This window comes from Acidimicrobiales bacterium (genome assembly GCA_036273495.1).
Taxonomy (GTDB): Bacteria; Actinomycetota; Acidimicrobiia; order Acidimicrobiales; family JAJPHE01; genus DASSEU01.
Map to the genome: position 1 here is coordinate 1 of DASUHN010000397.1, position 12,526 is coordinate 12,526.

The 12,526-nt window shown below is 70.9% G+C and carries 9 protein-coding genes and 1 riboswitch; all 9 genes read left to right on the plus strand.

Annotated elements, in window-relative coordinates; genetic code table 11:
- On the plus strand, positions 1-1,089 hold a 1,089-nt coding region (locus VFW24_17340), incomplete at its 5' end, for a CBS domain-containing protein (protein ID HEX5268532.1).
- 55 nt (positions 1,090-1,144) lie between these two features.
- Positions 1,145-1,314, plus strand: a riboswitch (M-box (ykoK) riboswitch).
- Positions 1,315-2,910, plus strand: coding sequence for an NRAMP family divalent metal transporter (locus VFW24_17345; protein HEX5268533.1), 1,596 nt, complete (start codon positions 1,315-1,317; stop codon positions 2,908-2,910).
- Between the two features lie 42 nt (positions 2,911-2,952).
- Positions 2,953-3,771 (plus strand): helix-turn-helix domain-containing protein, encoded by an 819-nt coding sequence (locus VFW24_17350; GenBank protein ID HEX5268534.1) that lies wholly within the window; start codon positions 2,953-2,955, stop codon positions 3,769-3,771.
- A 12-nt stretch (positions 3,772-3,783) separates the two neighbouring features.
- Positions 3,784-4,521 carry a polyprenyl diphosphate synthase gene (gene uppS / locus VFW24_17355; GenBank protein ID HEX5268535.1) on the plus strand — a complete coding sequence of 246 codons (738 nt, stop codon included), beginning with the start codon at positions 3,784-3,786 and terminating at the stop codon, positions 4,519-4,521.
- Entirely contained in the window at positions 4,518-5,234 is a 717-nt protein-coding gene (gene recO, locus VFW24_17360) for a DNA repair protein RecO (protein HEX5268536.1), read from the plus strand. The genes uppS and recO overlap by 4 nt, the downstream gene beginning before the upstream one ends.
- Positions 5,235-5,273: 39 nt before the next feature.
- On the plus strand, positions 5,274-6,578 hold the full coding sequence (locus tag VFW24_17365; protein ID HEX5268537.1) for a glycine--tRNA ligase: 1,305 nt from the start codon (positions 5,274-5,276) through the stop codon (positions 6,576-6,578).
- Between the two features lie 9 nt (positions 6,579-6,587).
- Positions 6,588-9,230, plus strand: coding sequence for a pyruvate, phosphate dikinase (ppdK, locus tag VFW24_17370; protein ID HEX5268538.1), 2,643 nt, complete (start codon positions 6,588-6,590; stop codon positions 9,228-9,230).
- A gap of 36 nt (positions 9,231-9,266) precedes the next feature.
- Positions 9,267-11,096 (plus strand): DNA primase, encoded by a 1,830-nt coding sequence (dnaG, locus tag VFW24_17375; protein ID HEX5268539.1) that lies wholly within the window; start codon positions 9,267-9,269, stop codon positions 11,094-11,096.
- 6 nt (positions 11,097-11,102) lie between these two features.
- Positions 11,103-12,410, plus strand: a complete 1,308-nt coding sequence (gene rpoD / locus VFW24_17380; protein ID HEX5268540.1) for an RNA polymerase sigma factor RpoD — start codon at positions 11,103-11,105, stop codon at positions 12,408-12,410.
- Positions 12,411-12,526 lie beyond the last annotated feature (116 nt).

The window sequence follows — 12,526 nt, forward strand, 5'->3', positions numbered from 1 at the left end:
CCGATGGACGTGGTCGAGTCCGTCGAGACCGAGGGGGTGCGGCTGCGGGGGGAGACGCTCAACCTGGGCCGCTTCGAGCGGCGCCGGGGCGAGGTGCTGCTGGGCAAGGACCTCTCCGCCCGCCACGTGATCCACGTCGAGGGGGCCCGGCTGGTTCGGGCCAACGACATCGAGCTGGCGTGCATCGACGGGCGGTGGACGGTGGTGGGGGTGGACACCAGCTCCCGGCCGGTCCTGCGCCGCGTCCTGCCGCGCGGCCTGCGCCGGCGGGTGAAGGCGGGGCCGTGCATCGACTGGGCCCAGATCGAGCCGTTCGTGTCCCACGTCCCGACGGCCCGACTCCGGCTCCCGTTCCGCAAGCTGGCCAAGCTCCATCCCGCTCTCATAGCCGACCTCGTCGAGGCGGCCTCCCACGACGAGGGGGAGGAGATCATCGAGGCGGTGGGCCAGGACCGGGAGCTGGAGGCCGACGTCTTCGAGGAGCTCGACACCGAGCACCAGGTCGAGTTCCTGAACTCCCGCACCGACGCCGAGGCGGCGCGGATCCTGGCCCGCATGGCACCCGACGACGCCGTCGACCTCCTCACCGACCTGGACCAGGAGCGCCGGCTGCCGATACTCCAGCTCCTGCCCGGGCCCGCCCAGCGCAAGGTGCGCAAGCTCCTCAGCTACCACCCGGAGACCGCCGGCGGCCTGATGAACCCGGAGTTCGTCGAGGTCGCACAGTCGGGGAAGGTCAGCGACTGTCTCGAGGCGGTGCGGAGCGCCAAGATCCCGGCCGAGGCGGTGGGCGTGCTGTACGCCGTCGACGACGACCGCGTTCTGACCGGAACCGTGCTGCTGGCCGACCTGGTCCGGGCCGCGCCGTCCGCCCCGCTCGGCGGCGTCATCCGGACCGATCCCATTGCCCTGCAGCCGGATGCCGACGTCCACGAGATCGTGCGGAAGATGACCGACTTCAATCTGGCCGTGATCCCGGTGACCGACGACGACGGACGGATGCTCGGACAGATCACCGTCGACGATGTGCTGGAGCTCCTTCTGCCGTCCGGATGGCGCCGCCAGTACGGCATGTCGGCCCCCGACTGACGGGCGCCAAGGGGCTGGCCCGCCCGGGCCCCGGGAGTTAGGATCGCCGCAAGCAGCCGCACCTCGTTCGGTGAGGCGTCTGCTCGGACATAGGCCACTGACCCCACCTGTCGAGAGACACTCCGGGTCAGAACAGTCCACCCCGGGTTAAGGGGTGAACCGAAGTGGCTGATCCCTTCGGATCTACGCCGGGCAGTGCCAAAGCTCTGACGACAGGGGTCGGGTATGGCAGACGACGACGCGCACATCGGGGAGATCCGGGGCGCCCTGGGGACCATCTCCGGGCACGACCTCGGGCCCCGTCGCGGGTGGCGGCAGCGCCTTCTCACCCTGGCGGCCATCATCGGCCCCGGGCTCATCGTCACCGTCGGGGACAACGACGCCGGCGGGGTGTCGACGTACTCGCAGGCCGGACAGAACTACGGGACCAGCCTCCTCTGGACGCTGATCCTGCTCATCCCGATCCTGATCGTGAACCAGGAGATGGTCGTGCGCCTGGGCGCGGTGACCGGCGTGGGCCAGGCCCGGCTGATCATCGAGCGCTTCGGCCGGTTCTGGGGCTGGTTCTCGGTCGGAGACCTCTTCGTCCTCGACTTCCTCACCATCGTCACCGAGTTCATCGGGGTGGCCCTGGCCCTGGGCTACTTCGGAGTCAGCAGGTACGTGGCCGTGCCGCTCGCGGCGGCGGGGCTGGTGGCCATCACGGCCAGCGGGAGCTTCCGGCGCTGGGAGCGATTCATGCTCCTGTTCGTGGGCGCCAACTTCCTGGTGATCCCCCTGGCGGTCTTCAGTCACCCGAAGGCGGGGCCGGTACTCCACGACCTGTTCGTGCCCGGCGTGCAGGGCGGGGCCAACTCCACGTCCGTGCTGCTGATCATCGCCGTCATCGGCACCACGGTTACCCCGTGGCAGCTGTTCTTCCAGCAGTCCAACATCGTCGACAAGCGCATCACCCCGCGCTGGATCAACTACGAGCGGGCCGACACCGTCCTCGGGTCGGTCATCACCCTCGTCGGCGCCGGGGCCCTGATGGCCACGTGCGCCTTCGCCTTCGGCCACACTCCCCTGACCGGCCACTTCCGGGACGCGGCCGGGGTGGCCTCCGGCCTGGGCCGGTTCCTGGGCCACGGTGCCGGCACGCTCTACGCCCTCGTCCTGCTCAACGCCTCGATCATCGGCGCCGGCGCCGTCACCCTGGCCACGTCCTACGCGGTGGGCGACGTGTTCGGAGCGCACCAGTCACTGGACCGCCGGTTCCGGGACGCCAAGGGTTTCTACGCCGGCTTCGCCGTGCTGGTGGCCGTGGCGGCCGGCATCGTCCTCATCCCGAACGCCCCCCTGGGGCTGATCACCACACTGGTGCAGGCCCTGACCGGGCTGCTCGTGACCAATGCGACCGTCTTCGTGCTGTTCCTGTGCAACGACCGCGACGTCCTCGGCCCGTGGGTGAACCGCACCTGGCTCAACGCGGTGGCGTTCGTGATCGTGGCCGCCCTGCTGATGCTGTCCCTGATCCTGGTGGTGACCACCGTCTTCCCGCACGTCGACGTGCTGCACCTGACCGTGGTCCTGGGGGCCGTCATGGTCGCCGGGCTGCTGGTCGTGGCCGTGGCCAACCGGAGGACGTCGGGAACGACGGTGCGGCTGGTCGGGGAGGAGAAGGTCCGCCGGGGGACCTGGCGTATGCCGCCGCTGGCCCTGATGGGCCGTCCCGAGTGGTCGCGCGGCCGGAAGATCGCGATGGGATCGCTGCGCATCTATCTGGTCGTGGCCGTCGTGCTGCTGGTAGTCAAGGCGGTCCAGCTCGGGTCGGGGGGCTGACCATCCCACTGTCGGGGGGGTTGACAGGAGGAAACTGGTTGGATGCCGCTGGCGCGCGGTGTCCCCACCCGCCCGACGGGACCGACCAGGCCGGCTTGGGCCGACGCGGCCCTGGCGGCCATGCGGAGCCAGGGCGTCAGCACGGCGGACATGGCCGCTCTGATCGGTCTGTCCCCGCGGGCTCTGTCCGGCCGGCTCGCCGGGCGGGTCCGGCCCCTCACGTCGGAGATGAGGGCCCTGGCGGCCGCCCTCGAGCTACCGCTCGAGGCCCTGGTCGGCGCCCGGCCCCTCGGCTGGGAGGTCCGGCGGGGCCCCGCCGTGGAGCTGCTCACCGGTCGGGACCGGCGGGTGTACGCCGCCGCCGGCCGGGTCCCGAGCGGGGCGCCGCTCGTCACGGTGACCGCCGTGCAGTCCTACGTCGACTCGCTCCTGGGCCGGCCCTGGTGGCGGGCGCTCTGCCCCGAGACCTCGGCGGTTAGGGTCACCGGGGGAGGCGGGGGCGGCACCGGTGCCCCGGCCTGGCACGAGTCCTCGATCGAGCCCGAGGGCCTGTCCCACGTCCTGCACATGCCCCGGTGGTCGCGCCGGCCGCTGACCGTCCTGCACGAGTTGGCCCACGTGGTGGTGGAACCGATCCTGTGGGCCCGCCCCCACGGTCCCCAGTTCGTCCGGGCCTGGATCGACCTGGTCACCGAGATGATGGGACCCGACCGGGCCCGGGCCCTCACCGTCGAGCTGCGGGCCGAGCGCATCCGCCCCGGCAGCCGGGTCGGGCTGCTGGCCGACAGGCAGCGGGGGCTGGCGGCGCTGGCCGAGATGCTCGGCCGGGGGCTGCACGAGAGGCGAGGAGGGGAGCGGTAGCTTCGCCCTTCTGTGCCCGATGAAGGGGATCGATCCGGAGCGTGGGGTATCGACCGCGCCCGCGTGCCCGCCCACGTGGCGTGCGTCATGGACGGGAACGGCCGCTGGGCCGCCCGCCGGGGCCTGCCGCGCACCGAAGGCCACGCCGCCGGTGAGGAGGCCCTCCTCGACGTTGTCGACGGGGCGCTCGAGATCGGCATCCGCTGGCTCACCGTGTACGCCTTCTCCACCGAGAACTGGCGCCGCCCGGTGGACGAGGTGCGTTACCTCATGCGGTTCAACGAGGGCATCCTCACCCGCCACCGTGACGACCTCAACGACAAGGGCGTGCGCATCCGCTTCATCGGCCGGCGGGACTGGCGGGTCCCCCGCCGGCTGACCCGCCACATCGAGGAGTCGGAGTCGCTCACCGCCTCCAACCGGCGCATGACGCTGGTCGTGGCCTTCAACTACGGCGGGCGGGCCGAGATCGTCGACGCCGTCCGCGCCCTGGTGGCCGACGGCGTGTCGGAGTCGCGCATCGACGAGCGGGCCATCCGCTCCCGCCTGTACGCCGCCGACGTCCCCGATCCCGATCTCGTCGTCCGGACGTCGGGTGAGTTCCGGATCTCCAACTTCCTCCTGTGGGAGCTGGCCTACAGCGAGCTGGTGTTCACCGACGTGCTCTGGCCCGACTTCCGCCGGGACCATCTCTACGACGCTGTGCGCGAGTACCAGCAGCGCGAGCGCCGCTTCGGCGCCGTCCGATGAGCCTGTACCGCGACCGCGGGGTGGTGCTGCGCACGATCCGGCTCGGGGAGGCGGACCGCATCGTCACCTTCGTCACCGAGTCCCACGGGAAGGTGAGGGCGGTGGCCAAGGGCGTCCGGCGGACCAAGAGCCGCTTCGGCGCCCGCCTCGAGCCGTTGGGCCACGCCGCCCTGCTCCTGTACCAGGGCCGGGAGCTGGACGTGGTGACCCAGGCCGAGAGCATCGAGCACTTCCGTCCCATCCGCGAGGATCTCGAGGCGATGGCGGCGGCCACCGCCATGCTCGAGGCCGTCGACCAGATGGCCCAGGAGCGTCATGCCAACCCCCGCCTGTACCACATGCTGGTGGGCGCCCTGCGGGCTCTGGCCGGGTCGCACTCCCAGCTCGTCGTGCCGGCGTTCTTCCTCAAGCTCCTCTCCGCCGAGGGGTTCGAGCCGCTGCTCGACCAGTGCGCGGGGTGTGGCTCGCCCGGGCCGCTGGTGGCCTTCGACCTCGACCAGGGTGGGGCCCTGTGCCGCTCCTGCCGGCGGGGCGTGGCGCTGAGCCCGGACGCGCTGGCCCTCATGCGGCGCATCCTCGGCGGCGGCCTGGCCGGGGTGCTGGCCGAGCCCGAGCCGGCGGGCTGGCACGAGGTGTCGAGCCTGGCGTCGCGGGCCCTCGAGCACCACCTGGAGCGCCGTCTGCGCAGCCTGGGGGTCCTGGACCGGGCGTAAAGGGTCTCCGCCTCCCGTCTGTGCCATTACATTCTGGCGATGGCTGACGATCTCATGGAGCGGGTGGTGAACCTGTGCAAGCGGCGCGGGTTCGTGTTCCCGTCCAGCGAGATCTACGGCGGCTTCCGCTCCACCTACGACTACGGGCCGCTCGGCGCGCTGATGCTCCGGAACGTGCGCGATGCGTGGCTGCGCTCGATGGTGCAGCTGCGCCAGGACGTGGTGGTCATCGACGCGGCCATCCTCTCCAGCCCCCGGGTGTGGGAGGCCTCCGGCCACCTGGCCAACTTCACCGATCCCCTGGTCGACTGCCGCAAGTGCAAGGAGCGCTGGCGGGCGGACCAGATCGAGGGGGTGTGCCCGAACTGCGGGTCGACCGACCTGACCGAGGCCCGGCCCTTCAACATGATGTTCAAGACGTTCGTGGGCCCCGTCGAGGAGGGGGCGTCGGTGGCCTACCTGCGCCCCGAGACGGCCCAGGGAATGTTCACCAACTTCCTCAACGTGTTGAACACGGCCCGGAAGAAGCCCCCCTTCGGGATCGCCCAGGTGGGCAAGTCGTTCCGCAACGAGATCACGCCGGGCAACTTCGTGTTCCGCACCCGTGAGTTCGAGCAGATGGAGCTCGAGTACTTCGTCCCCCCGGGGGACGGGCCCAAGTGGTACGAGTACTGGTGTTCGGAGCGGATGCAGTGGTACCAGGACCTCGGGATCTCGCCGGACAAGCTCCGCCTGCGCCAGCACGAGACCGACGAGCTCAGCCACTACTCCTCGGGTACCGCCGACGTGGAGTTCGCCTATCCGTGGGGCTGGGGGGAGCTCGAGGGCGTAGCCCAGCGGACGGACTACGACCTCCTCCAGCACTCCCAGCACTCCGGGGAGAAGCTGGAGTTCTTCGACCAGGCCACGGGCGAGCGCTACGTCCCCCACGTGGTGGAGCCCGCCGCGGGAGCCACCCGCGCCATGATGGCGTTCCTGCTGGCCGCCTACGACGAGGACACCGTGGGCGGTGAGGCGCGCACCGTGCTGCACCTCCACCCGCGGCTGGCGCCGAACAAGGTGGCGGTCCTCCCGCTGTCCCGGAAGGAGCCCCTCCTCGAGCTGGCCCAGCGCGTCCTCAGCGAGCTGAGGCCGCAGTGGCAGTGCGACTACGACGAGACCCAGTCCATCGGCCGCCGCTACCGCCGGCAGGACGAGATCGGCACCCCGCTGGCCGTGACCGTGGACTTCGACAGCCTGGAGGACGACGCGGTCACGATCCGGGACCGCGACTCGACCGAGCAGGTCCGCGTGCCCATCGGGGGCCTGGTGGAGGAGATCCGGGGGCGGCTCGGTCTCCTTTAGGCTGGGGCCGTGCCATACGTCTTCGGCTTCGACCACAAGCACCGGCGTCCGCCGATGCAGATGAAGGACCAGCTGGGGGGCAAGGGCGCCAACCTGGCGGAGATGACCTCGGTGCTGGAGCTCCCGGTGCCGCCCGGCTTCACCATCTCGACCGAGGCCAGCCGGTCGTACATGGGCGGCGGGTGGCCCGAGGGCCTGACCGGGGAGGTGGAGCGGCACCAGGGCCGGCTGGAGAAGGCCATGGGCAAGCGGCTGGGGGATCCCGCCGACCCGCTGCTCGTCAGCGTGCGCTCGGGGGCCAGGTTCTCGATGCCGGGGATGATGGACACCGTCCTCAACCTCGGCCTCAACGACGACTCGGTCGAGGGGCTGGCCAAGCAGACCAGCGACGAGCGCTTCGCCTACGACTCCTACCGCCGGTTCATCGCCATGTACGGCCGCATCGTGCTCGGGATCGAGGGGGCTCGCTTCGACGAGCTGTTCGATGCGGCCAAGGAGCTCGCCGACACGAGCTCGGACGCCGCCGTCCCAACCGAGCTGCTCCGCTACCTGGTGCGGTCCTACAAGCAGATCGTCGAGCGGGAGACCGGCAAGCCGTTCCCGCAGGAGCCCGGGGACCAGCTGCGCGGCGCCATCGAGGCCGTCTTCCGGTCGTGGAACTCGCCGCGCGCCATCGCCTACCGGAACCGGGAGCACATCCCCCACGACCTGGGCACGGCGGTCAACGTCCAGACCATGGTGTTCGGCAACCGGGACGACAACTCGGGCACCGGCGTCGGCTTCACCCGGGACCCCGCCACGGGGGCCCAGGGTGCCTACGGGGACTTCCTCGTCAACGCCCAGGGGGAGGACGTGGTGGCGGGGATCCGCAACACCGAGCCGCTCTCGGCCCTCAAGGACCGGTTCCCGAAGATCTACAAGCAGCTGATGGACATCTTCGAGCGGCTCGAGCGCCATTACCGCGACATGTGCGACACCGAGTTCACCATCGAGCAGGGCAAGCTCTGGATGCTCCAGACCCGGGTCGGCAAGCGGACGGGCGCCGCTGCCCTCAAGATGGCGGTCGAGATGACCCGGGACAAGCACATCAAGCTCAGCCGGGAGGAAGCGGTCCAGCGGGTCACCGGGGAGCACCTGGACCAGGTGCTGCACCCGCACTTTGCCGCATCGGACCTCGAGGTGCTCACGAAGGGCCTCGGCGCCAGCCCGGGCGCGGCGGTCGGCAGGGTGTACTTCTCCGCCGACGCCGCCTCCGAGGCGTCCGAGCGGGGGGAGAAGGTCATCCTCGTCCGGACCGAGACCAGCCCCGAGGACGTGCACGGCATGATCGTGTCCGAGGGGATTCTCACCTCCCGCGGTGGGCTGGTGAGCCACGCCGCGGTGGTGGCGCGGGGTTGGGGCAAGCCGGCCGTGGTCGGCGCCGAGTCGGTCCGGATCTCCGGAACCACGTTCTCGGCGGGCGGCGCAACCGTCCACCAGGGAGACACCATCTCGATCGACGGCACGACCGGGGAGGTGGTGCTGGGTGAGGTCAAGCTGTCGGCGCCCGAGCCCCCGCCGGAGTTCCACACCCTGCTCGGCTGGGCCGACCAGATCAGGGCCGGAAAGCTGGCGGTGCGGGCCAACGCCGACAACGGGCCCGATGCCGCCAACGCCCGCCAGTTCGGAGCCGAGGGCATCGGGCTGTGCCGCACCGAGCACATGTTCCTGGGGGAGGACCGGTTGCCGATCGTTCGCCGGATGATCCTGGCCTCCGATCCCGAGGAGGAGGCCGCCGCCCTCGAGGAGCTGCGCCAGGCGCAGAAGACCGACTTCGAGGCCATCCTCGAGGCCATGGACGGCCTGCCTGTCACCGTCCGGCTCCTCGACCCGCCCCTTCACGAGTTCCTTCCCTCGACCGAGGAGCTGGCCCTCAAGGAGGCCACCGAGGGGCTCACCGCCGAGGAGCGGCGCCTCTACGACGCCGCCCGGTCGTGGCAGGAGTCCAATCCCATGCTGGGCACGCGCGGCGTACGCCTCGGCGTGGTGAAGCCGGGTCTGTACACGATGCAGGTGCGGGCGCTGATGCAGGCGGCCGCGGCCCGGGTGGCGGCCGGCGGGCACCCCGTCGTCGAGGTCATGATCCCGCTGACCGTCACCCGCGAGGAGCTGGCCCTGGCCCGCTCCTGGGTGGAGGAGGCCATTGCCGAGACGACCGGGGGCAAGAAGAAGGGGATCGACGTGACCATCGGCACGATGATCGAGACGCCGCGGGCGGCCATCCGCGCCGACGAGATAGCTGAAGCGGCCGACTTCTTCTCCTTCGGGACCAACGACCTCACCCAGATGACCTTCGGGTTCAGCCGCGACGACGTCGAAGGGCGGTTGATGAACGCCTATCTGGAGGCGGGTCTGCTCAGCCGCAACCCGTTCGAGACCATCGACCCCGGCGGGGTGGGAGAGCTGGTTCGGATGGGGGCCCAGCGGGGCCGCGCCACCAAGCCCACGCTCAAGCTAGGGGTGTGCGGGGAGCACGGAGGGGATCCGGAGTCGATCGCGCTGTTCGCCGACGCCGGTCTCGACTACGTGAGCTGCTCTCCGTTCCGGGTGCCCATAGCTCGGCTGGCCGCCGCCCAGGCGGTGGTGGGGGCGGCGGGGAACTCCACCGCGTAGCGGTGTAGCGGTGGTGGCCCGGTTGGCGGTGGCGTAGTGGCCATCCTCGACGAGGACGTGGCACGGGTCCGTGCCGAGACCGACTTCGTCGCGGTCGCCAGCGAGCACATCGCCCTCAAGCGCCAGGGCCGCCGGTGGGTGGGGCTGTGCCCGTTCCACGCCGAGAAGACACCGTCGTTCTCGGTCAACGCCGAGGAGGGCCTCTACTACTGCTTCGGGTGCCAGGCGTCCGGTGACGTGATCACCTTCGTCCGGGAGATGGAGCACCTCGATTTCGTGGGGGCGGTCGAGGCGCTGGCGGCGCGGGCGGGGATCCAGCTCCGCTACGACGAGGCGGCGGGAGGGGAGCGCCGGCGCCACAAGGTCCTGCAGGAGGCGCTGGAGAAAGCCGTCGACTACTACCACGAGCAACTGCTGTCGGGACCGGCCAGCTCCGCCGCCCGGAGATATCTGCGCGAGGCGCGCGGCTACGACGGCGAGGTCGTCCGCCGGTTCAAGATCGGCTGGGCTCCCGACGCCTGGGACGCCCTCTCGCGCGCCCTCGGCCTGCCCGACGACGTCCTACGGGACACCGGCCTCGGCTTCGTCAACAGTCGTGGACGGCGCCAGGACGCGTTCCGCGCCCGCATCATGTTCCCGATCTTCGACGCGGGAGGCCGCCCGGTGGCGTTCGGGGGCCGCCTGCTCCCGGGAGGCCGGTCCGACGCCCCGAAGTACAAGAACTCGGCCGACACCCCGCTCTACTCGAAGCACCGCACCCTGTACGGCCTCAACTGGTCCAAAGGGGGCATCGTCGAGAAGGGCGAGGTCGTGGTGTGCGAGGGCTACACCGACGTCATCGGCATGTTCCTGGCGGGGGTGCCGCGGGCGGTGGCCACCTGCGGCACCAGCCTCGCCGACGGTCATTTCCGGTTGCTCAAGAATTTCGCGCGGCGTGTCGTTCTTGCCTACGACGCCGACGCGGCCGGACAGGCCGCGGCCGAGAAGTTCCACGAGTGGGAGCGACAGTTCGAGATGGACATTGCCGTGGCCGCCCTGCCTGCCGGGGCCGACCCGGGTGACGTGGCGCGTTCGGACCCCGAGGCCCTGCGCGCCGCGGTCGAGGACGCGCTACCGTTCATGGGCTTCCGCGTCGAGCGCGTGCTGGGCGCGGCTGATCTGTCGACGCCCGAGGGACGGGCCCGGGCGGCCGAGGCGGCTCTGGCGGTGGTGGCCGAGCATCCCAACCAGCTGGTGAAGGACCAGTACGTGATGGTGGTGGCCGAACGCTGCCGCATGGACCCCGCCCGGCTGCGGGAGATGAGCCAGCGGGTGACGCGTCCAGGCCCCGGCGGACGCGAAGACGGCCCCTCGCAGGCATCGCCACCCCGGGCCGGCGCCCAGGGCCGCACCGGGCCGGGCGACGGTGGAGCGCGCCGCACGCGACCGACCGCCGCCGTCGTCGAGGTGGATGCCCTCCGCCTGGCCGTGCACCGGCCCGAAGAGGTTGCCGACCGGCTGGAGGAACAGCTGTTCACCGATCCCGTCCACCAGGCCGCCCTGCGGGCCCTCATCGGGGCATCGACGCTCCACGAGGCCATCGACGCCGCCGAGCCCGAGGCGGCGGCGCTGCTCCAGCGCCTGGCCGTGGAGGACGCCTCGGAGGACGACGTGGACGTCACCACGGCTGACCTGGCGCGGGGCGCGGCGACCCGGGAGGTGGCCCGTCTGGCCTCCCTCAAGGTATCCGAGGATCAACTCGGGGAAGTGGCCCGCCGCAACGGTTGGTTGAAGCTGCAGATCGAGGCGCTGTCGGATCCGCAAGAACGAGTCGAGTCCTGCAAGCGGCTGGTAGCCTGGTTGGCGGATCAAACGGAGGGGGAGTAGGGGTAATTGAGCGACGCCAACTCCTCTGTGTCGGTCGGTAAGAAGGAGCAGCAGTTCGCCGCGCTCCTCGCCGTCGGCAAGGAGCGGGGCTTCCTCACCCAGGATGACCTCATGACCGTGCTCGAGGCGGTCGAGTTGAGCGCGGCGTTGATCGACGGTGTCGTCAGCCGCGTCCGCGCCGAGGGCATCACCTACATCGACGAGTCCGAGGACGACCTCGCTACCGACGCCACGGTCGTGGCGGAGCCCGCCGTCGCCACCGTCCCCGCGCGTGAGGAGGCGACGGTCGGGGCCACGAGCACCACGACGCGCGCACCCGCCGTCGCGCCGGCGCGCCGCCGGGGCGCAGGTGACCGCCCCGACGACGACGACCGTGGCAGCGGCGGGTTCGGCGCCGATCCCGTCCGTGCCTATCTCAAGGAGATCGGCAAGGTCCCCCTGCTCCGTCCCGACGAGGAGGTGGCCCTGGCCCGCCGGGTGGAGGCGGGCCTGCACGCCGCCGAGCGGATCGCCACCATGGAGGACAACTTCGGCACCGTGGCCGATCCCGGTGTCGTCGGCCCGGAGGAGCTGATGGTGGCCGACGGCCTCAAGGCCAAGGAGCTGTTGATCGAGGCCAACCTGCGCCTGGTCGTGTCGATCGCCAAGCGCTACCGGAACCGCGGTATGGCGTTCCTCGACCTCATCCAGGAGGGGAACCTGGGCCTCATGAGGGCGGTCGACAAGTTCGACTACACCAAGGGCTTCAAGTTCTCGACCTATGCCACGTGGTGGATCCGCCAGGCCATCACGCGCGCCATCGCCGACCAGGCCCGCACCATCCGCATCCCGGTGCACATGGTCGAGACGATCAACAAGGTCACACGCATGCAGCGCACCATGCTCCAGGAGCTGGGCCGGGAGCCCACCGCCGAGGAGCTGGCCGCCCGCCTCGACCTGACCGCCGAGCGGGTACGCGAGATCCAGCGCATCAACCAGGACACGGTCTCGCTCGAGCAGCCCATGGGTGACGAGGACTTCAGCCTCTCGGACGTGATCGAGGACGAGGGGGCGGTGATGCCCGTCGACGCCGCCACCCGCACCCTCCTCAACGAGGCCATCAAGACCGCCCTGGGCCAGCTGAGCGAGCGCGAGCAGGAGGTGATGCGCCTCCGCTTCGGTCTCGACGACGGGCAGATGCGCACCCTCGAGGAGGTCGGGCGGGTGTTCGGCGTGACGCGCGAGCGGATCCGTCAGATCGAGGCCAAGACGCTCGCCAAGCTGCGCCACCCGATGCGCAGCCAGCCCCTCCGCGACTACCTGGACGAGGAGTAGCGCCCGGCGCCGATTGGCGGCGCCTCGGCTCCTACCGGCCGGAGCCGGTCAGTTCAGGACCAGATGGGGCTCGGAGCCGTTGCCCATCTTCGACTCCACCGCGTCGCGGGCCCGCT